At 43.3% G+C, this 21134-nt stretch carries 18 protein-coding genes; 5 read left to right on the top strand and 13 right to left on the bottom strand.

The genetic code is table 11. The features are described from left to right. Positions 1 to 455: 455 nt before the first annotated feature. The 8 genes from WD019_RS10085 to WD019_RS10050 form a co-directional block, all read right to left on the bottom strand. Entirely contained in the window at positions 456 to 1184 is a 729-nt protein-coding gene (locus tag WD019_RS10085; protein ID WP_425711399.1) for a Wzz/FepE/Etk N-terminal domain-containing protein, read from the bottom strand. Then, positions 1138 to 2631 (bottom strand): O-antigen ligase family protein, encoded by a 1494-nt coding sequence (locus tag WD019_RS10080; protein ID WP_425711398.1) that lies wholly within the window; start codon positions 2629 to 2631, stop codon positions 1138 to 1140. The genes WD019_RS10085 and WD019_RS10080 overlap by 47 nt, the downstream gene beginning before the upstream one ends. 84 nt (positions 2632 to 2715) lie before the next feature. After that, positions 2716 to 3420, bottom strand: coding sequence for a DapH/DapD/GlmU-related protein (locus WD019_RS10075; RefSeq protein WP_425711419.1), 705 nt, complete (start codon positions 3418 to 3420; stop codon positions 2716 to 2718). A 20-nt stretch (positions 3421 to 3440) separates the two neighbouring features. Next, entirely contained in the window at positions 3441 to 4553 is a 1113-nt protein-coding gene (locus tag WD019_RS10070; protein ID WP_425711418.1) for a DegT/DnrJ/EryC1/StrS family aminotransferase, read from the bottom strand. Positions 4554 to 4622: 69 nt separating this feature from the next. Next, positions 4623 to 5771, bottom strand: a complete 1149-nt coding sequence (locus WD019_RS10065; protein ID WP_026678832.1) for a glycosyltransferase family 4 protein — start codon at positions 5769 to 5771, stop codon at positions 4623 to 4625. A gap of 196 nt (positions 5772 to 5967) precedes the next feature. After that, the gene (locus tag WD019_RS10060) at positions 5968 to 7299 is read right to left on the bottom strand and encodes a flippase (protein WP_425711397.1); all 1332 of its coding nucleotides are present in this window, start codon (positions 7297 to 7299) and stop codon (positions 5968 to 5970) included. Then, positions 7292 to 8632 (bottom strand): glycosyltransferase, encoded by a 1341-nt coding sequence (locus WD019_RS10055; protein WP_425711396.1) that lies wholly within the window; start codon positions 8630 to 8632, stop codon positions 7292 to 7294. Before WD019_RS10055 ends, WD019_RS10060 begins: the two co-directional genes overlap by 8 nt. Before the next feature lie 127 nt (positions 8633 to 8759). Continuing rightward, on the bottom strand, positions 8760 to 9632 hold the full coding sequence (locus WD019_RS10050; RefSeq protein ID WP_425711395.1) for an NAD(P)-dependent oxidoreductase: 873 nt from the start codon (positions 9630 to 9632) through the stop codon (positions 8760 to 8762). 428 nt (positions 9633 to 10060) lie between these two features. Here WD019_RS10050 and WD019_RS10045 point away from each other — a divergent pair, with 428 nt between their 5' ends. Genes WD019_RS10045 through WD019_RS10035 form a run of 3 tightly spaced genes read left to right on the top strand, consistent with a single transcriptional unit; the run spans position 10061 to position 12512 of the window. Further along, a complete protein-coding gene (locus tag WD019_RS10045) occupies positions 10061 to 10663 on the top strand; it encodes a DUF6230 family protein (RefSeq protein ID WP_425711394.1) in 603 nt (200 codons plus the stop codon). A 27-nt stretch (positions 10664 to 10690) separates the two neighbouring features. Beyond that, on the top strand, positions 10691 to 11104 hold the full coding sequence (locus tag WD019_RS10040) for a DUF6114 domain-containing protein (RefSeq protein WP_051291563.1): 414 nt from the start codon (positions 10691 to 10693) through the stop codon (positions 11102 to 11104). A gap of 19 nt (positions 11105 to 11123) precedes the next feature. Next, entirely contained in the window at positions 11124 to 12512 is a 1389-nt protein-coding gene (locus tag WD019_RS10035) for a hypothetical protein (RefSeq protein ID WP_425711393.1), read from the top strand. A 128-nt stretch (positions 12513 to 12640) separates the two neighbouring features. On the opposite strand, the gene WD019_RS10030 is transcribed toward WD019_RS10035, so the two are convergent. The 5 genes from WD019_RS10030 to WD019_RS10010 all read right to left on the bottom strand — a co-directional run bounded on the left by WD019_RS10030 (position 12641) and on the right by WD019_RS10010 (position 18755). Further along, positions 12641 to 16978 carry an alpha-amylase family glycosyl hydrolase gene (locus WD019_RS10030; RefSeq protein WP_428845943.1) on the bottom strand — a complete coding sequence of 1446 codons (4338 nt, stop codon included), beginning with the start codon at positions 16976 to 16978 and terminating at the stop codon, positions 12641 to 12643. Between the two features lie 193 nt (positions 16979 to 17171). After that, positions 17172 to 17444, bottom strand: coding sequence for a hypothetical protein (locus WD019_RS10025; RefSeq protein WP_026678838.1), 273 nt, complete (start codon positions 17442 to 17444; stop codon positions 17172 to 17174). Positions 17445 to 17704: 260 nt separating this feature from the next. Next, positions 17705 to 17908, bottom strand: coding sequence for a YiaA/YiaB family inner membrane protein (locus tag WD019_RS10020; protein ID WP_051291572.1), 204 nt, complete (start codon positions 17906 to 17908; stop codon positions 17705 to 17707). Positions 17909 to 17990: 82 nt separating this feature from the next. Further along, positions 17991 to 18425, bottom strand: a complete 435-nt coding sequence (locus WD019_RS10015) for a hypothetical protein (RefSeq protein WP_026678840.1) — start codon at positions 18423 to 18425, stop codon at positions 17991 to 17993. A gap of 99 nt (positions 18426 to 18524) precedes the next feature. After that, positions 18525 to 18755 (bottom strand): DUF4306 domain-containing protein, encoded by a 231-nt coding sequence (locus WD019_RS10010; protein ID WP_425711416.1) that lies wholly within the window; start codon positions 18753 to 18755, stop codon positions 18525 to 18527. A 303-nt stretch (positions 18756 to 19058) separates the two neighbouring features. Here WD019_RS10010 and WD019_RS10005 point away from each other — a divergent pair, with 303 nt between their 5' ends. Both WD019_RS10005 and WD019_RS10000 read left to right on the top strand, forming a co-directional pair. Continuing rightward, the gene (locus WD019_RS10005) at positions 19059 to 20393 is read left to right on the top strand and encodes a sensor histidine kinase (protein ID WP_026678841.1); all 1335 of its coding nucleotides are present in this window, start codon (positions 19059 to 19061) and stop codon (positions 20391 to 20393) included. An 18-nt stretch (positions 20394 to 20411) separates the two neighbouring features. Then, the gene (locus WD019_RS10000; RefSeq protein ID WP_026678842.1) at positions 20412 to 21080 is read left to right on the top strand and encodes a response regulator transcription factor; all 669 of its coding nucleotides are present in this window, start codon (positions 20412 to 20414) and stop codon (positions 21078 to 21080) included. Positions 21081 to 21134: the final 54 nt, after the last annotated feature.

Here is a 21134-nt window from a genome sequence, read left to right as displayed (position 1 = left end):
AAAAAACCCGGGGACCCGAAGCCCCTTCAGCTAAGAAAGATCTTATTTTCAAGAATCAATTTTCACCTGTAAAAAAGATAGGAAGATGAAAGCAAAAAACAGGATCAAACTTCTTCAGTAGTAGTGCTAATTTCAGGGCATTTGGACAATAAACAGTGGATTTCCGACAATAAATCGATTCCATCGGACAATAAATGGCCTGTGTCGGACAATAAAATGAGTAGTTTTTTCGCTTATTGTCCAAAAGTAAAATTTTATTGTCTAAACCGGATGATTTATTGTCTAAATAAGAGCACTTATTGTCCGAGAACGAAACCAGTTTAAATGATGTAACGATTCGTGACCGTTTTTCCTCATTTCGCAGATCTAACAAGGTGTTCTTAAAATAAGGATGCTCACTTTTTTAGAAGGGGCACTAGAAAAAGTCCATCCTTTTGGAATGGACTTTTCAAATTTTATTCAATTGAAGTCATAATTCCGCCGACTTCCTTATTTTCATGGCGCTCCCTGAAAATCTCCGGTAGCAATAAGAGCGTGGCGCTGAGCATTATTCCGATCAGTAATCCTAATGCCGCTTGATGCAAAGGATTTGCCTTTAAAGGAACGATCGTCGGCTGATCAATGATTTCCGCAGGTTTCACCTTATACAAACTGGATTGTAATTCAAACAACAATTTTTCCCGGTTGACTTTCCCCTCGTCGCTTGAAACATTCAAATTCTTAACCTGGCTTATTTTTTGCTGCAACAAGGCGGTCCACTTGTCTTTTTCAGAATCGCTTTTTTGCAAAAATGCATCGACAATTTGCCTTAACATCCTTTTAGCATTCGATTGGTTTCCATCTGTCAATGAAACGGTCATAATCGTGTCTGACTCTTGCAAAATGTCCAAGTTATCTTTGAGTTCATCCGTTTTTTTGTCTAATCCATCAATGTCGGAAAGAAACTCCTTGCTTGTGATTAACTGCTTTGCTTTAGCCACTGTATTGTAGGAAGAATTATCAAATTGGCCAAGCGATATTTTGGCCGTTGCCTCATACGAAGAGGAAGACATGACTGCTGTGAAATAGGCAACCACCGTCGTTAAAACTGGGACCAATAAAAAGAGAAGGAAATACTTCCGCAATCGCCCCATTATTCTATTGATCGAGTTTTTCAATTCGCTGTCCATAGACGACTCCTTCATGTTTTATTCTCCAATAATTGATAAATCCAATCGCAAATGCGAACAATAGCCATAAATAATTTAGGGCAATTTGTGAGCTCGGGCTGATGCATGAAAGGGAAAATGCGATCATGCCGCCGATCAGGCCTTCGCTGATCATTCGGTCACAGCCTCTTGCCTGCTTGAATATAAGAATGAGCCGGCAAATAATCCAGGCATATAGCAAAATATAGCCAACAAAAACCGCCATCCCATAGTTGACCAATATTTCGACCCACCAATTATGGACATTGACAATTCCAGCTGTCGGATATTTGCCAAAGTGCCCCATGTAAAACTCTGCATTTCCGGGTCCAATTCCAAACCCGAAGCTTTGTTGAAAAAACAGCAAGCCATTTTTGATCAAGTTGGAGCGAATGTCAACAGATGCATTTTCTTTCGCTGGGCCAATCATTAAACTATCGACGATCTGTTTGGCAAAATGAATGAACTCCAGCACTTTTTCTGTATAGATGGCCGATAGGAGAACACCTCCCGCCAATCCAATGACCATCAGCCCGACTTTCGCCCTTCGGCTTGCCAAAAATAAAAACCAAAAGCCCATTCCAAGGCAAACTGCGATAAAATTGGCTCTCGATGACGTCAAAAGAAGAATATACAATGATAAGAAAAGGAAAACGGCTCCTATCCATCTAAACGCGAGATGCTTTGCCTGGTGGACAAAAGAAAGCAGCAGAAAAAAACTAACCGCTATGAAACTCGCAAAATCATTTTCATTAACAAATACGGCTGTCGGGATGCCATGTTGATCAGCCGGGGCCGTCTTCATTCTCGAAACCGGCAAATAGAGATGGGTGACATGATTCCAAAGGCCAATCACAACAAGCAAGAGAAACATGCCAATCCATATATAAAACAGATGCCGAAAATGGCTCTGTTCTTGAAAAAAGAAAACGATAAAAAAGATAAGGGAAATACCAATCCCCAGGAAAATAATGGACAGGGCCCCCATTTTAAGCGAACGTGACCAACTTAGCGATGCAATGGCATATACCACCCAAAAAAGATGAAAAAGCAATGCCGGTTTTACCTTTACCCGCCGAAAGTCCAGTTGGATTCTATTTTGCGCGATGAAAATGGCCGTCACAAACAGCAGCATGAGATAGATCATTCGATAGGGAAATAGACTGATTGGCCCTACTTGAATGTTAAAAACGGCCGCTCCCAAAAAAGAGCTGATGATTAACAAATAGAGCAAGAACGCTGGCAATGATAGTGAGGCGATCTGTTTTCTAAGGTGCCATACGCCGATTAAGACCACCAGATAGATCACGGAGAGCCCCGCCATAAGCTTTGCCGATTGAAATGGAAGATGGCTTGTAAGAATGGTTCCTGCAAACAATGAAAAACAGACTGCTAGTATGATTTGAACAAACTTAGACTGGATGAGGGTCCAAAAGTTAAACATTATTTCATATGCCCCTTTCCACAACTTCCCCGTTGAAGGAGGCCGCCGCCCTCATTTTCTTCAGGGCGGCCATATCAATCCGGGTCATTCTTGATTTCTCAACAGCTGGTTTTGAGGGACTTCCCTCAGCTTTTTGGCCGGACAGCCCGCCACAATTTCTTCCTTGAGAACGTCCTTTGTCACGACGCTCCCGGCAGCGACGGCTCCATCCTCCCCAATCACTTTACCCGGCAAAATCGTGGCGTTTGCCCCAATCCTGCCGCCCTGTTTAACCGTAATCCCTTTGAAATGGTCAAATCGTTCTTTCGATCTTGCCATGAAATTATCATTGGTTGTCACGACACCCGGAGCGACGAAAACAAAATCTTCAAGTTCTGAGTATGCCGTGATGTAGCAATTCGTCTCGAGCTTGCATTTCTTTCCGATCACGCAATCATTTTCGACTGCAACCCCGCGGCCAACGATCGTTTGATGGCCTATGGCCACCCGCTCCCTGATCGTCGCAAGATCGGCTATAAAACAATCGTTTTCGATCACAGCACCTGCATAAATGATAGAAGATGTGCCAATTGTCACCCCTGAACCGATTTTCGCCGGGGGAAGTGTTTTTAATTCAGGCAGCGCCGAATTTTTTGCCCTCAACGGCTGCTTTCCGATCACGGCATTGTCCTGGATGACGCAGTTTTCGCCGATGGAAACCCCATCATAGATGACGACATTATGGCCGATGATGACATTGTCGCCAAATGTAACATCCGTTCCGATAACAACATTTTGCCCTAGTTGCACTGTCAATTTCGTAGCCCCCTCTATTTGTTGTAAAATGAAGCAATTTGCTCCACGACGTATTCTTGCTGTTCCAATGTCAATTCCGGAAACATCGGCAATGAGAGAGCTTCCCGTGCCGCCCTTTCTGCTTCTGGCAAATCGCCTGGCTGATAGCCCAACTCGTGAAAAACAGGCTGCAAGTGGAGCGGCTGAGGATAGTAAACCATTGTGCTGACGCCCCGCTCCTTTAAAAATTGCTGCAGCTCATTTCTGCGCTCGGCCCGAATCGTATATTGATGAAACACGTGTTCATTGTGCGCTTCAACATATGGCGTAACAACACCCTCTTTCAAGTAATCGGTGAAAAGGGATGTATAGATGCCGGCCTTTTCCGTGCGCAATTCATTCCATCTCTTTAAATGCCGGAATTTCACATTCAAAACGCCAGCCTGCAATTCGTCTAAACGGCTATTTAGCCCGAGAATATGGTGATAATACTTCGGCTGGCTTCCATGCACGCGGATGATCTTTGCCGTCTCGGCGATTTCTTCGTCTTTTGTGACGATCATGCCGCCGTCCCCGTATGCACCGAGGTTTTTCGTCGGGAAAAAGCTGTAGCATGCCGCCGTTCCCAGTTCCCCGGGGCTTTTCCCTTTATATGCTGAGCCAATGGCCTGTGCGGCGTCTTCGATAATGGCCAAATGATGCTTTCTCGCAAGCTCCACAATCGGATCCATATCCGCCATCTGGCCATACAAATGAACCGGTATGATGGCCGCGGTTTTATCCGTGATCGCTTCCTTTACTTTTTCAGGATCGATATTGTACGTTTTTGGGTCAATGTCAACAAACACCGGAATGGCCCCTGCCCGCGCCACTGCCCCTGCCGTCGCGAAGAACGTAAACGAAGGCACAATGACTTCATCGCCAGGCTGGATCCCGCATGCCAACAAAGAAATATGCAAAGCGTCGCTTCCGCTGGCAACCCCTATACCATAGTGAACATTGCTGAACGTTGCAATGTCTTCTTCAAGTTGTTTAACATGGCTGCCTAAAATAAATCGGGAGCCGGAAATAATCTCCTCGAGCGTTTGATTGATCTCTTGTTTAAGGCTTGCGTATTGTTCGGTTAGATCAAGCATCGGTACATTCATTTGCATCATCGCGTTTTCCATTTCTTATTGCCACCTTTTTTGGATATTTTTTCGAATCGTTTAATTGCTTTAACTTATGTCCAAAACCGCTTCGTTTGGGAGATGAAGCGATTCATACAAACGGACGAGTTCCTCGCTTTCTTTTTCCCAATTGTACTTTTCAATTACAGCCTTCCTTCCGTTTTCCCCCATTCGCCTTGCCTCTTCGGGGTGGTCGATAAGCCATTTCATCGCCTTCGCAATCTCTTCAGGATGTAAAGGATTTACGCAAATCCCACATTGATTCCCTTCGACAAATTCGCGCCATAACGGAAAATTCGAGGCGATGGATGGAATTCCCGCCGCCATATATTCAAAGAGCTTAATCGGGTACGACACCATATATCTTGGCTCGGGATGAAGCAGCACAAGCCCGGCGCGCGCCTTCGCTAGCTGTTCCACGACGGCTTCTCTATCCAGCCAGCCTTTATCGTCCACAAATCGCCAGCCTGGCAATTCTTTCACTTCATCTTTCAATGGCTCCGGGCTGAAGTTGCCCGCAAGAACAAGCTTCTCTTCGCTCCGGCGGTTAAGAACGTCCATTGCCTCCACCATTTGCTTGATGCCGCGCAAATAGGTAATTCCGCCAATATATATGAAATGCCTCCGATCCTGGCCGTTCGTTTCTAAAACGCTTTTCTCCTTTAGCAACTCTTGTAAAATCGGGAAATTATGAATGATTACCGTATTTGGATTATAGGTTTGAAACCTTTCACCAATCGTTGGCGTCGCCGCAACGACGGCATCAAAGCGCCTGGAAGCAAATCTTTCAATGGTTTTTACAAAAGATGAAACCCATTTCCGGAGCGGCTTTGGAATCCACTGTTTGGACAACACTTGCTCAGGAACGTCTTCATGCACGTCATAAATGACTTTTTTTCCTTTCCATTTAAGCAAGAGCCCGATTCCGATCAACTCGGGATCGTGGAAATGATAAATATCGGCGCCCTGGGCCAATCCCTCTTTATAAACAGCCCAGGAGGCCTTGATCATGCGTACGAGCCGGTTATTCGCGTTTGACCTGGCCCCGGCCACTTTTACGCCATTGCGGATGCAGCTTTCCGTATTTGTCGCCACGAGCGTTACATCATGTCCGGCTTTACGGAGGGAACAACATTCTTTGACAAATATTCTGATGTCATCAGCGGGATGGACAGAAGTTAAATGACAAATTTTCATAAATTATGTTTCACAACCTTTGATTCAATCGTTAGTGTACGTAAGAAAAACGGTTTATTTTTAAACTTCTATCTATAGTTCCACCATACAATATTTCAAGCTTCTGGACGGTAAAGGTTACGTTAAGAGATTGTAAACGGAATATGAAGAAACCGGTCCCTTCATCTTTGTTAGAAAAGTGCCGCATCGCTTTACCTCAGGCATGGCGCCTCAGTTTTACCTTCATAGCCGCCCGTTTGTACAATCGGATGTCTTCTTTTTTTATGAGAAGAAAACGATGAAACGGCTCTTTTGTCACTATGCGGAACATGAACGCTTTGCATATGAAGCTGACAAAATACGTTATCGTGGCAGCCAGCGCCGCCCCGGCCAATCCATGTTTCGGGATGAGAAAAACATTCAATATGAAATTGAATACAACGTTGAAAATGGAAAGATACATGTTAAGCTCCGGCTTCCCTCTTCCCGCAATATCATTTGAAAGAATTTTTTCAACCGACAAAAAGGCAATGCCGGGGAGCATGATTTGCAACAAACCAGCACTCTCCCTGTATTCCCCGCCAAATAAATAAACGATCAAATCCTTTGCGACGAGCGCGCCGATGATGGCCAATGAAACCGATAGGGCCAAAATGTTTCTGCTGACGACCGATGTTAGCCGGTTCCGTTCTTCTTCCGACTCACAGGATGCGACTTTCGGATACAGCACATTCGAAAACGACGCCGCAAAAATGGTCAGGCGCTCCCCGATATTCATCGCCGTCACATAGATCCCGACGGCACTGTCGACCATGAAATATCCGATCAAAAAAATGACGATTCGATAATTGAGAAAGCTCGCAAAATTGCTAATGTGTACTTTCAATCCATATTTCACGGATTTTTTAAAGTAAGCGAAAGAAAATGAGTGTAATCTTGCCTTCAGCTTATGCTGCTTTTTCAGCGCCCGGATCATGAACATTACCGTAATGAGGTTCCCGGAAATAAACGCCGAAATCGCTCCTACAAGCCCCCACCCTAACACAAGCGTAAATAGCACAATGGACGCAAGGATGGAAAATTGATTGATCACCATCGCCGTGTTGTACAGTTTAAAATCTTGCAGCCCTTGAAAAACGGTTTGGAAAAATTCCCGCAAGAACATGAACGGCAATGAAAGCAAGCAAAAATAGAGCAGCACGTGCGGCGTTTGGTTAAAAAAATGGTCGGAAAAAAAGTAGATGACAATAGCGCCAACCATCATACTGATGAAACTGAGAAAAAGGCCGCTCAAAATGTTGTTATTATAAACCGTATTTAACTCGACTTCGCCTTTGCTGACATAATAAATCGTCGATGTATTGATCCCGAGTGTCAAAAAAGTCAATAGAACCGTCGGAAGCAATGTGATCAGTGAATATTTCCCCTGTCCCCCCGGCCCAAGAATGCGGGCGAGGACAACTAAGAGCAAAACACCGATGGCAATATTGGCAATCTGCCTTGTAAACGTCAGAAAACTATTTTGTAAAAAGCTTCGGTTATCACCCATGTGAACGAAAATCCCATCGTTTTAAATTCCTAAAAAAGGTGTTGTAATTCTGCTCGGCGTTATAGCGTTCCCGCCACATTTTATAGGCATTTAGGCGATACTTTTTCTTCTCTTCTTCCGGCAATCCGATAAACGTTTCGATACACTCATTTAGCCGCTCTGGCGATACATTTGGATCAAGCAAAATGCCCGTATGTTCATTGACCACTTCTTTTACGCCTCCAACATTTGTAGCGATCACTGGTATTCCCACGCTAAACGCCTCCATGATCGTAACCGGGATCCCTTCACTTGAGCTGACATTGATGAAAACGTCAACCGGATGGCTTTTGTAAAATTCATACACTTGCCGATTATCGAGCTGGCCTTTAAACTCAACGCTCACATTTGGCGGAAGCTCTTTTTTTGCCTTTTCTTCTATCTCAGTCCGCAAATCTCCATCGCCAATATGGGTCCAATGAATCTTTCGTTTTGAATATTTCAATCCTTCGATCAATAAATGAAGTCTTTTGACAGGCTTCATAAATGAACAGGTGACAACCCGGAAAGTTCCGTCCTGTGAACTTCTTGCCATAAATTGAGGGCTTTCCGTGCCCAGGCGGCTAATGTAAAACTTTTCATTCACCTCATTGTAGTTCTTCAGTAAGTAACGTTTCGCATCGGCAGATATCGGATGGACGGAATCAAGATGCCGAATCGTTTCGCGCTGCAGCGGCAAATAAGGCGGAACGTGGTCCGCTTCGTATAAGTCGCCGCGATGGGCACGCGAAACGACCTGTATATGCTTATAGTTTTCTTTAATCATCGCCAGCGCTACCGCTGAAGGCGTTAGCCAATACGAATAAAACAAGCATTCCTCAGCATCCCCGTTATTCTTTAGCCACTGTTTTTCAATGTATTTTCGAATACGCACGGCATGTCCAAGCCAGTTGATTAAAATCAATAAAGCTTTCGGACCCATTTTTATAGCCCTTTTTGCATCCTTCATGAACCATCTTCTTGCCTGTCCGTCAAACATAACAGTGAATAGACGGCCAATATGCTTTTTTGCCTTTGATGATTCCCCGGAGATTGAATGAATCCGGGTTTGTTTTGGCACATCTCTTCTCTTACCGCTTCCGTTAGCTGGAATAATATGAATTTCTTCAAATAAATTGGCAATATATTTCATTTCCGTCTCTAAAAATTGCTCACCGGGAAAAAAGGGATATCGATTGGTAAGGAGTATGATTTTGTTCCTATTAGAGGAGACCATTTTTCCACCCGCCTTTTTGACATATTGCTCCTTTTTCTGCAAAAGTCCAAAACCAGTATTCGTTTTGCAGGGTTTCATGATACGCCTTCAGTATTAAGTGGAAATAAAGCGAATGTAAATTCATTGTAAAGAGAACATCTTAGCCGGATTTCGCTTTAAATAGAAAAAGGCACCTATCCAATGAATGGATAGGCGTCTTTTCTTATCATTGCTTTAATCGTTTGTACAGTGCCTGGGTCCCGCTATTTTCTTCGCCCATTTGGGCAAGCTCTTCGTATAGCTGCTTCGCAAGGCTTAAGCCCGGGACCTGCAGCCCCATTTCTTCCGCGGATTCAAGCGCGATCTTCATGTCTTTTATAAAATGCTTCACATAAAAGCCAGGGCTGAAATCACCGTTGATGATCCTCGGTACATAGTTTGACAATGACCAGCTTCCGGCCGCTCCCGTCTCAATGCTTTTTAGTACCGTATTTGGATCAAGCCCTGCTTTCTCCGCATAAAGGAGCGCCTCACATACCCCGATCATCCCTGAGGCGATTGCGATTTGATTGCACATTTTCGTATGCTGCCCTGCCCCGGCTTCTCCTTGAAGCACAATGTTCGTCCCTAATGTTTTAAAAATCGGCAGCATTTCATTGAATGCTTCCTCTTCGCCGCCAACCATAATGGAGAGCCTTGCTTCTCTGGCACCGACATCGCCGCCAGAAACCGGGGCATCAAGCGCATGCATCTTCAATTCCTTTGCCCGCTCCGCAATCTTTTTAGCGAGTTTCGGGCTCGAAGTCGTCGCATCAATGACATACGTCCCCGGTTTTGCCCCGGCAAAAATGCCCTCTTCACCGAAATACACTTCTTCAACGTCAGACGGATAGCCAACCATGGTGATGATCACGTTCGCCTTTTCCGCAAGCGACTTCGGGGACTCTTCCCATGTTGCCCCGTTTATGAGCAAATCTTCTGCTTTAGCATGCGTCCGGGTAAAAATATGCACCGGATAGCCCGCTTTTAGCAAATTGAGCGCCATGCTTTTTCCCATTACACCCGTTCCAATAAAACCGATGATTGTATTCTCTCTCATTCATCCACTTCCTCTCACAACATCCTTACGTATTCTTATCTTACTCCAAATTTTATTATTTTTCAGTGAATGATGAGGTTTTCTGTGTTGAAATTCATCCAACTTTCGACTTATTTTTCATTCCATACTATTTTACTATTCTTTTTAAGGGCCAGGGTTTTCGAGGACTATTAAAATTCCCACTTATTTTATGGACTATAACGGGTTATTGTTGGATTTTATAAAGTTTGCTAAAATAGCAATACTATTCTGACAATAATCACAGATACGCTTATACCGCTAGCGGTATGAGCGAAAATGGAGCATCATTTCTAGCCGGCTCAATTGGAAACGCTATCATATTGCTAAGGAGGGACAACACGGCAAAAACAGCCCGTTGTGTTGGTTGAAAAAAATTTTTTTTAAAACGAGAGGAGCGAATCAACCGTATGGAACTTGAAAAAGCGTCTGTAACGATTTTCTCTCAACAAGAACGTGCAACAGGGAGAACGAACAAAAAGAAATTTTGGATGGCGCTCGCCTCAGGGTTTCTTTTCCTTGGCTTGCTCGTCAGTTTCCTTGGCGTTTCAGGGGTAGCCTACGCCGTCCCTATTACGGGAGTCGGCGATTTCACGGTCAGCTTTGACAAGCTTGAAGGAAACGGTTACACCTTCTATCCAAAACTTGGAGAGAATAGCCAGAACAAATCCATACCAATGGGACGTAACGAGATTAAAGAATTGACGGTTTATGGTCTTAAAATTACGAAAGAGTTACAGGTCACAGACGGGCAGTGGGTCCGGATCACCGTTACCGCTTCCAAGCCTGTAAAGATCACAGGATTAATCCAGGATGCACGTTCGCTTAACGGAGATGCTACCTTTAATAAAATGGCGATAGCTGAACATTTTAGCGATGACTGGCAAAAACAGTTCACTCAAGGGGCCGATGGCATCGTCTTAAAAAACGCCACATTAAAGACCGATTACTTGTTTCAAAATACAGTAACCTTAAATGGCATGAAGCTTTCTGTTGAGCGAATTAAAAAGTAAAAGATGTAAGGAATGAGGAGGGACAAAATGAAAGGGGAACATGCAGGGAACATGGGTTCATTTAAATCGTGGCGCCAGTCTCGCCCATTTTGGGGAGCGTTATTCATTTGTCTGGCGGGCTGTCTTGTAACGTGGATTCCGGTAAGCATGGCACCTATTGCCTTTTTACCCGGCACATTTGCCTTTATCGGCTTCATTTTTGGCGGTTTATTGCTCATCTTAGGCATTCTCGCTTTTTTCTCAAGGCCACTCAAGACATTTATCGGAATTGCCGCGATCTTCCTGTCCGTTTTGTCACTCATCGGAGCATTAGGAGGCTTACTACTTGGTACGGTGTTTGGAATAATTGGTGGCGCACTTTGCTTTGCCTGGACTCCTCAAAGTGTAAGTGAAGATTTAAAGAAAACGGCGATACAGAAAGAAAGGAGAAAAACGTCATAAGAAAAAAGTGAGTGATGGCATGAAGGTAAAAAAAGCTTATCAAAAATTAGGATCACTAGTTTTATGCATTTGTTGGCTCGTAGCATTTGTAAGTTTTCCTGTAAAAACGGGCTTTGCAGCGTCTGATCCTACCGAAGGATTTATCATTAAAGCGGGCCGAATCGAAGGTGACCTGCTCGCTCCGAAGATCGTTTCCGGCGAAACTTCCCATCATAAAAATCAGTTGATGATTCGTTTTAACTATAAGAATGCTACGATTTACGATATGACGATGGTGAAACAAATCAACACGCCAAACGGACCGATGACCATTACGATTCATTCAAGTCAACCCGTCCATGTACATCAAATGTCCGTTGATGCAACCGGTTTTCAATTTGGCGGGGCATGTATCCAACTTGGTAAAAGCATCCCGGGTGTCGGGCTGGAAAATGTAACGCTCGTCGGCCACTCGATGCATGCTGAAACGTTAGATATGAGCCAACTTTCGCTGGTGACTACGAACAAAAGTGCTTCAATTGAGAAGCCGCCGACCAATTCTGTATTACGCGGTTTAATGAATGGTGATTCATTCAACTCTTCAGATAAAAAGAAAAAAGAATCGCTTCCTTTATTTTGTCCATCTGATGAAAAGGAACCATCTAAAGAAGGCCATCGTTCAAAAAAGAGTTCTTCTAACGATAATGATCAACAAAAGGATGGAAGTTCAAAACCGGATAAAGGTGGTATAGATGGTGAATCTGGAAAAGGGTCAGAAACAGGAGATGTTGGCCATTCCAGCCATTCAGGAACTGTGCCTGACACAGGAGATGCCGGCGATTCAGAATCTAAGCCTGATTCAGGAGGAGGAAGCAATCCTGGCGATGCATTGCCGGATCCAACAAAAGGAGGCTTAGATCAAGAGACGATAAACAATTGGCTGAAAGAAATAGCCGATCTCAGCAAGAAAACTGAATCCCTCAGAAAGGACATGACGGCGACGTTGGATAAAATGACTGGTATAAACAAGACGTTAGACGAGACAACGAGAAGAGTAGATTCCCTATTTTTATTACCATCAACGGTTAACGATCTGAGAAAGAAACTGGAACAATTAGCCGAAGATCAAAAAAAGGTGAAGCAATCATTAGAACAAGAGGTAAAACAGCTTGGGCTACTAAAAAAACAAGTGAAACAAATGGATAAAGTACTTCAATCTAACCGGAAAAACGTTGAGAAGCTAAAGACCCTCTATGACAAACTGGATAATGTGAAGAAAACCATCCGTGAAAATGAGAAAAAACGCGAGGCACTTGCGCAGCAGGAAAAGAAAAATAAAGACGACACTGCCAATCTTTTAAAAAAGCTGGATAGCGGATTGCTTCATCCACTGTTAGAGCCCGTACGAGATTTACTCCATTTAATTTAAATTCGTTGAATTATATCTCAAATCTGTTGAATTACGATCAATTTTCGTTGAATTATCTTTACAATTGGTTGAATTAATGTAGGTTCTCCACACTCTGAGAAAATCCTCCCCGCTCCGGGGGAGGATTTCTATTTTTTTATAATCGTCCAGTTCAATGTTTTGGTGCTTTTCGCGATCGCGCCAGCGTCATTTTTAAAAATGGCTGTTTTGCTTTCTTCTGACGGTTCAATATGAATTTGAATGTTGTTTTCCCCATCTTTTAAGGAAAGGGTGTGGGAGAATGTCATGTCATTATTGATGGCGACCCGTTCGCCATTTATCGTCAGGACACCGCCTTTAATGGCAGTACCTTTTAACGTTATTGAGTCAGAAGAGACGGTTTGCCCATCCGAATGAGATGTAATGACAGCCGGCTCGTCAATCCAGTGAAGAATTTTATCGTGTATGGCCATTTGATGATTTCCTTCATTTTTAACCACGATTTGCAAATCCGTTCCCGGGGCGCCATAGCCGTAATAGCTTACATCATCATCAGCCGGGTTGGATGGCGTATGATCCGCAAGTCCTTCATGATCCCACGAACCGTCTTTTACATATTTGTAAGTGAGCACTTCTCCTTCCTGTGCTTCGACCGTATATTCAAAATCATTCGTTACCGCGCCGTTTCGCGTCATTTCCCATGCACCGGTATTCCAGCCGTTTTTGCTGCCTGGTATCGTCAGTTTGGCGCTTTGCGGCGTATAATCAGGCGCGTTTACTTGAAACGTCACTTTGACCAACCGTAAGTCCGGTGTTATGCTCACTTTGTTCGATGTAACGAAATTGCCGTATTGCTCATACAAGCGGATTTCATAGCTGTACGTGATGCCATTTGTGACCGTATCATCCTTATATGTCGTTTTTGCCCGGTCAAACAGCCGTTCAACGACATGGCCGTTCCGGATAATCTCTGCCATATACGGGTGGTTAGCTTCTTCAACCGTCCATGATAGATTCACCTGACCGGATTCTACTTGCGGCTGTTTTAATGTCATGCTTTTTGCTGGAGGTTCCCGATCTATTCCTTTCGTATAAGCCACGTATTGGGAAGGGCTTCTTGCCCAGCTTCGTCCGAGATCCGTCGAAATGGCATAGCGGTATTCATATTTCCCTGATTGAACTGGCAAAAACTCGCTTTGAAACACGTTTGCGTTTTGCTTTTGCCCCACATACTCCGCATCGTATATCGACCACCCGCTCTTACCCGGTTCTTTTACTTCAAGCTTTGTTAGTAATCCCTGGGCTTTGCCTTCATTCGTTACATTTTCAATAAAAATTTCCCCGTCTACCGTCTGGCTTTTTGATAAATCAATCGTGCCATCCGCCAATTTTGTCACGTTTTTAATCGCATAGCTTCCTTTCATAAGCTTACTATGCGGTATCGCCTCTTTTGACTCCGTTTTTGCGGATTCGTTGCCGTAATGATCAACGGCAGTAACGGCAAAATAATATCTCCGTCCATTATCAAGGCTGTCAATCTTAATATAAGGCCGTTTCGTCGTTGCGATCTTTTTATATAAACCGCCGCTGATCGTCGTTTCGTAAATGTTATAGCGGACTCTGTTTTTTTGATCCCATGCGAGCGTAATGGAATGGCTTCCTTCTTTTACCATGATGCGGGAGACGGCTTTCGGCCGCTCAAGCGATTGCCCCGGAGCCGTGACGAGCATGCGTCCTTCCATAGCCGGGATCGTGATATTTAGCTTTCCTTCTTTTACGGTAACGTTATATTTTTGATCAAGCTGATCGATAAGCTGCACTTGATTCACTAAAAGATCCTTCACATCCAGTTCAATCGTTTTCGCTTCCGCCCCCCGATTCGTGACGATGATCGCGACATTCTTTTGATCTCTCCGGGCATAGGCAAAAACATCCCCGTCCGCATAAAGGTGATGAAGTTCGCCAGAGGAAAAAAGTCCCCTGTACTCGTTTCTCACACTTCCGATCGTTTGATAATGCCGGATCAGCTCTTTATTTTCTTTCCCCCACGGGTACGTCCTGCGGTTATCCGGGTCTTTGGACCCCGTTACCCCCGCTTCATCGCCATAATAAATGGCCGGCGCACCGGGGTAGCCCATTTGGATGATCGCCGCAAGCTTCAGGCGTTTAATCCCGAGCTCATAGTCAAAGTTTTTGTCCTGCTCTGCCCGCTCAACAGAGTCTGTTCCATTCCCTAAAACAAAGGAAGCCCTCGGTGTGTCATGTGATCCGACCAAATTCATCAATGCATGGAAAGCTTCTGGCGGGTAATCTTCATAAATGGCGTTGAGTTGCTCCACCGCCCCTTCGGCATTCCCATTTTTCAAGTAGTCGATAACAGCTCCGCGGAAACGGTAATTCATGACAGAATCATAGAGATCTCCCAGGAAATATTGGGACGCATCATCCCATATTTCCCCCAGGATGAGCGGATCCTTTTTCTTGTCTTTCTTCAGCTCTTTACGGAACTCGCGCCAGAAATCAGGGTCGACTTCATTCGCGACATCAAGGCGCCATCCAGACGCTCCCCGTTTGAGCCAGCTTTTCGCAACGGAATTTTTGTCGTACATGATATAGTTGGCAAATGCTTCATTGTTCAGTTCCGAATCATGATCGACTTTTTTGCCCGGAATTGACTTGATTTCCGGCAATGAGTCATAACCCCACCAGCCTTGATAGTTATAGATACCGTTTTCCTTTTTATTTTCAATATTGAACCAATTTTGGAATCCATAAGGGCTAAATACCTGCCCTTCTTTTTTCAGCTGCTGTTCAACCCGTTGTTTCGCCTCTTTTTCACTGACTCCTTTATTAACAAGGTCGTAAATACGGGACCAATATTCATACGCCCCGACTGTTTTGTATTTACCATAGCGGTCAAAATAAATCGAATCGTCTCCGACATGGTTAAATACTCCATCTAAAATAAGTTGCATCTTCCGCTTTTTCAGTTCGTTGACAAACGCCTGAAATTCCTTCGGTGAAGCGAACATCGGGTCAATCGTTTTGTAATCTGTTGCGTCATATTTATGATTGGATGACGCTTCAGCGATTGGGTTTAGATAGAGCGTATTGACGCCGAGCGATTGAATGTAATCGAGCTTCTCCCGTATTCCTTCGATATCGCCGCCGAAAAAGTCATTGCTCCAGATGCCGTCACCGTCATAGCCTTCAGCATCTTTTAAACGCGGATTATCGGGAAGGGAACCCCATTTCCGATGTTCAACCGGATCATTGCCCCTGGCCGTCTGCTTGGCTGTATCATTCTTTTTATCACCATTAAAAAAACGATCCGGGAAGATTTGATAAACGACCGCACTCTTCATCCAGTCTGGTGTTTGATAAGAAGGATCATATACGGTCAGCTGAAAAAAGGGCGCATTGCTGTCAGCAGGAAGCCCGGATTTTCCTTCTTTCGCATCCTCGCCGTACTCTTCCAATTGGGTACCGTCACGGGCAATGAACTTGTAGCCGTAAACGCCTTTTTCTTTCAGTTTAACCGTCGCTTCCCAAAATTCCGCCTTTTCCCCTTTCAGCTCCGTCCAACCGATATTTTTCATTGATGAAGTTGTTGTGTTTCCGGTCGTATAATTTTTTAAAACAACACTTGCCCCGGTTAGGTCCCCCTTTTGTGCCTGAAGCCGAAGTTTTACAGAACCCCCGGCTTTTACTGCGCCAAATGGCGAACGATACAAGTTATCCCATGTATTGTGATAAAGTTTGTTTTTTTGGATAACGCCATCCGGCTTCCCGGCATCATAATCGGTATATACGTCGTGAGTATCGTGGTTGTAAAAAAAAGTGATCTTCTTCTTTTCGAGGACATTGAGCTTCATGTTGTTTGAAGGGTAAGAAGGGTTGTCCCAGCTTGAACCAAGGACAATTTTAAATTCGTACGATCCTTTTGGCACCTCTGTCGTATACGTGTACAGATTGTCTTTATCATCGTCCTTTAAAATGGCGGTTGATTCGGCCGGTGACCAGTTGCTTCCGGCTCCAATCGCAGGCTGAATATCACCGGCGATGCGCGGCAGCTCATGATCAGACAGAGGTATAGAAACCGTGGCAATATGAGTGGAATCATTATAAACAAAGGTGACGGATGTTTTCTTTTTTAATGTCAATTTATAGTTGGCCCCATTTCGTTCTCCTCTCTCTCCATAGTTTTCATCCCATGAACCGTTTATTACAATTTTATATTCATACGTCCCTGCTGGCAATGTTCCGGATAATTTATATAATCCATCTTCGGAAAGTGCCATGGTGGTTTTCGGGTCGGATGGATTCCACTCCCCGGATCCTCCAAGTTCATTTTGCAAGTCCCCAACCAGTGTCACTTTCCGATCCGCTGCCTTTGCATTTTTTTGATCGATCGTTTGTGCAAACGTTTGCAAAATAAGTGTTAAAAATAGAATAATAGAGACTTGCCGTATCGCCCTTCTTTTCACTCGTTACTCCCCTTTCAAAAAATCTTTATGAAATCGTTTGCATTAAGAGATACCATACTGTTTTTTTCATTATTGCATATCCTTTACTCTAGAAAAATAGGGCCGTCTTCCTATTTAATCTACATTTCTGAAAAAGGATAGAAAAAATTTCAACCCGCAGGATGACCATCATCGAGCGGGCTGTTCTCTTATTTTAAATGAACGTCTTAGAATAGCTCCATAATGCGTTCATAAAGACGACATAAAGCGTCAACATGATCGATAATAAAGAAAACAGAATAGGGACTAATTTCAAGCGGCCTTCGATCCGCTTAAAGCTGGCAACAAATATGACAATAGAGAATGCAAATAAAATATAATAGCTTAAGAAAGCCAATAGAACGTACTTTTTGACGACCGAAGATGCGGCTACTGTTGCTGTAAGCAGGGAAGAAAATGAAAGTATCGAAATCGGTACCCACTTCAAATTGCCCTTTGTTTTAAAAGAGCATATCGTTAATATGGCTAGCGTTATAATGGTTAGCCCTATTAAACTATCCCGATAGGTGTTGAAATGGTTGAAAGCCAGTCCAAAATCTAAACCGAGTATAGAATAGGTGAAGGATACTGTAAAACTTATCATACTGATGAAAATAAAATGCTTGTTATTAATAACCTCTTCCCTCCTATAGTGCTAATTCAACAGGCTGAAAAGAATTGAAGGGAGCATCCATCTGCCCCCATGGCTTACTCAACTTCTTTATAAAACTTTTGAAGCCCCTCGTCGTCTTCTTGATTGTCACGAACTACTTTTGCCACAGTAAATGAAGAAACGATCACACCGACTAGTCCCATTAAGTAGTATCCTTTCACCATTAATGGTTCATCTAACGTATAAAGCCCAATAAGCATGAGCGATGTAAAAGCAATTAATCCTGACCAGGCCAACATTGTAAATGCGGCAGTATTTCTTCTTCTATTCTTTGTCACCTGCACACAACTCCTTATCAAAATAGCTCTATTTTTTGTTGGATTACCAGTAGATCTTTTTATATCTTGTTCCGCTAGTGTCTTCTACAACAATCTTTTTGTGCAATTTATTGACACCAATTAAAATGACGGGGTTTGCTTCTGTCGTCTTCCCTTTTTTTATTTTGATCGTAATATGAGTGGTATCCCCTCTTGCGGAAAACCTTTCCAATTCAACTTTATGACCTTTGTACTCACCCCCTACTGCTATCGCTAGCATCTTCCTGCCTTCTGAAATGGTATAAACAGAATACCCTTTGACATTCGGCTGTTGCGCGGCTTTTTCCGGAAATCGATCGATCATATCAGCTGCCTCATCGTACTTTTCTTTCTGTATTACCCAATAATTTTTATAATTAATTGTGCAGCCTAAAACGGCTAATCCTCCGGCTAAAACAATACATAACATCAATAGCGGAAAAATGAATTTTTTCTTCAATGCACCACTCCTCCCACGTTTAATAGACTTTAAAATAATGTTTGTCATAGCCCTTTTTTCGGTGTTTTTTACTCAAGCGAACGATTTCGCTAATTCCCATCACGAGAAGGGCAAGAAATGATAAAATACAAATGGCCGTGGGTAACGGTTCAACTCTAAAGCGTAAAGCAATTTATCAATTTCATAAATTTGATTCGTATCTGTAATGGTCTTGGGAGTAAAGATAAGTTGGTCTTTCCAATTCCCGACGTACATCAAATAGCTGTCCATCCATGAAAGTGTGATCGCGCTGTATACGAATAAAGGGAACAGAATGATGCAAGCAAACATCCGTTTCAAGTTCGGGCACCTCCGCCGCTCATCTGGTATTTCGTATCTTACCTATGATTGTAAGGAAATGAGCGAAAAAAAAAAGTACTATCTTTTTCTAGTACCCCCTGCCGAAATGCCTTAATATTGGCGGTTTTTCCCGATTTTGTCGAATTTTGTTGATAAAAAATTTATGTTTTGCCCGTAATGGAGATTTGTGTTTCAAATTATGTGGTAAAATCTATCATAAGGAAAATCATGACGTTTTTTACATACTAGTAATTGCTTAGAAGTATTTTATTTGCTTGGAGTGAAAGTTAATTTATGTTATTTGTGCTAATTATGCTCTGGACAATTGGAGGGATTTTGCTTTTAACAGCAAATCGGAGCCCTACAAGGGTTTTCCTCGCCTTTGTCGCTTTCTGCGGTGGGTCCGGTGCCTTATCCGTCGTCATTACCAAATATATACTTCCATTAGCGGCAAAAAAGGGGATTGCTCCCGGCACTCTAACCGTCGTTGATAATATAGGAACCGCCGCTTCTTTAATGCAATATTACGGCCTTCCATATACATTCATTTTATTTGCCATTTTTTATAACCCGGCGTTTATCACGAGGAAAATAAGGAATGTCCTTCCATTTGTGCTTCTTTGTCCAATACTTGCAACCTTACTTTTCGAGCGGCCGTTTTATCCAATTAACTTTAAACTCGCACTATTCTGGGTTGCCCCCTACATTGCTTTCGGATCTTACCTTATTTTGAGCAAAAAGGAAGACAACTTTTTTCTGCGCCGCAATCATCAGATTACAAGTTTAGCAGTTGTCCCGGCGGTTATACTTTGCTCAATCATGAATTACGTACTGCCTAATTTCGGGTTAGAAGGCATGTGGCGGCACAATACGTGGTTTGTGTCATTTGCTGTTTTAATATGTTTAATCGGCATGTTTAAATACGGGTTTCTCGGCATTCAGTTTTTCATTGAAAAAAGAGAGCTCGATTACTCCATTCATGCCATTACATCAGGAACGGCCATCTTAAATCACGCGATTAAAAATGATGTCGGTAAAATGCGGTTATTCGGAAAAAAAATTGAAAGATTTGCAATGGAAACGGGGCAAGAAGAGCTGCTAGAGGACATTCGGGTAATTTTATCCACATCCGAACACGTCCAGGACGTGATCCAGCACGTACGAAATCAAACGCGGGACCTCGCATTAAAAAAAGAGAGGCATGATCTGGCTGTCATACTGGAAAATTTACTCGCCCAATTTCGCCCCAGTCTGGATCGAATTAAAGTACATACATTATATGACGGCAACTTCGATCTTTATTGTGACCGCACCCAGGTAACAGAAGTATTTAACAATCTATTATTAAACGCGATTGAAGCGATGCCAGACGGCGGAGAGTTAACCGTCAGCTTATACAAAACGAATAAGCACGCTGTAGCGGAAATAAAGGATTCGGGTGTCGGGATCGAAAAAAAATATATGAAGCAGGTCATGAAGCCGTTTTTCACGACGAAGACGAAGAGCGAGAGCAATTTTGGCTTAGGGCTTGCGTACGCTTATCAAGTGATGAAAAAACATAAAGGATCAATCAATATTCAAAGTGAACAAGGGAAGGGCACAACGATTAGTTTGCAGTTTCCCTTATAGTAGGCAGGTTGAAAGGGTATGAGTCAAATCAAATTGTTAATTGTTGAAGATGATAAAGATTGGTTAAGAGGGCTGGTTGACTTTTTATCAAGGGAGCCTGACATCAAAGTCATTTCCCAGGCTCAAACATGTGATGAAGCGCTCGAGCTTCTTAAAAATGAGGAATTTGACGTCATTTTAATGGACATCTCCCTTGCCGGTGAGACGGAAGGGATCTGGCTTACGTCCGAAGTGTGCAAAATGTGTTCAGCCAGAGTCATTATGCTCACTTCCCATAAGGAGAAAGACATAATATTTGACGCATTTCGGGCAGGAGCAACAGACTACCTGGCCAAATCGGACTTCGAGAAAATACCCGATACCATTCGTTCGGCCTTTAAAAAGGAATCCCCGATCAGCGCTTCTGTTGCCGAACAAATACGGGAGGAGTTCAGGCGCTTAAAACAACTGGAACAGCAAAATCAAGTAAAAGAAATCCGGGATATGCTAACTTCGACTGAATTAAAGATAATGGAGATGATCAGCGAAGGAGTGACCCAGAGATCCATTGCCAAACAGATGGTCGTTTCCCTCCGGACCATTAAAGTTCACGTCGGAAATGCATTAAAGAAATTAGGGGAAAAAAGCAGCAAAAATGCCGCTAAAAAGTTAAGGGATATGGGAGTGTTTAAAGAAGAGAGCATGTAGCCCCGAACAAAATGGCTAAAGCCATTTTGTTTCAAAGCGGGAGCAGCCAGAACC

The sequence above is a fragment of the Fictibacillus sp. Mic-4 genome, assembly GCF_049843615.1.
Classification (GTDB): Bacteria; Bacillota; Bacilli; order Bacillales; family Fictibacillaceae; genus Fictibacillus_A; species Fictibacillus_A gelatini.
The sequence above is the reverse complement of the archived record's forward strand: the minus strand, read 5'-3'. Positions and strand labels throughout refer to the sequence as shown.

Coding starts and splice junctions, on each gene's coding strand:
- WD019_RS10055 (WP_425711396.1), bottom strand. CDS start 8,632: ATGAAACCCTGCAAAACGAATACTGGTTTTGGACTTTTGCAGAAAAAG.
- WD019_RS10035 (WP_425711393.1), top strand. CDS start 11,124: ATGAAGGTAAAAAAAGCTTATCAAAAATTAGGATCACTAGTTTTATGC.
- WD019_RS10070 (WP_425711418.1), bottom strand. CDS start 4,553: ATGAATGTACCGATGCTTGATCTAACCGAACAATACGCAAGCCTTAAA.
- WD019_RS10045 (WP_425711394.1), top strand. CDS start 10,061: ATGGAACTTGAAAAAGCGTCTGTAACGATTTTCTCTCAACAAGAACGT.
- WD019_RS10000 (WP_026678842.1), top strand. CDS start 20,412: ATGAGTCAAATCAAATTGTTAATTGTTGAAGATGATAAAGATTGGTTA.
- WD019_RS10065 (WP_026678832.1), bottom strand. CDS start 5,771: ATGAAAATTTGTCATTTAACTTCTGTCCATCCCGCTGATGACATCAGA.
- WD019_RS10080 (WP_425711398.1), bottom strand. CDS start 2,631: ATGTTTAACTTTTGGACCCTCATCCAGTCTAAGTTTGTTCAAATCATA.
- WD019_RS10020 (WP_051291572.1), bottom strand. CDS start 17,908: ATGTTGGCCTGGTCAGGATTAATTGCTTTTACATCGCTCATGCTTATT.
- WD019_RS10010 (WP_425711416.1), bottom strand. CDS start 18,755: ATGTTTGCTTGCATCATTCTGTTCCCTTTATTCGTATACAGCGCGATC.
- WD019_RS10060 (WP_425711397.1), bottom strand. CDS start 7,299: ATGGGTGATAACCGAAGCTTTTTACAAAATAGTTTTCTGACGTTTACA.
- WD019_RS10050 (WP_425711395.1), bottom strand. CDS start 9,632: ATGAGAGAGAATACAATCATCGGTTTTATTGGAACGGGTGTAATGGGA.
- WD019_RS10040 (WP_051291563.1), top strand. CDS start 10,691: ATGAAAGGGGAACATGCAGGGAACATGGGTTCATTTAAATCGTGGCGC.
- WD019_RS10085 (WP_425711399.1), bottom strand. CDS start 1,184: ATGAAGGAGTCGTCTATGGACAGCGAATTGAAAAACTCGATCAATAGA.
- WD019_RS10005 (WP_026678841.1), top strand. CDS start 19,059: ATGTTATTTGTGCTAATTATGCTCTGGACAATTGGAGGGATTTTGCTT.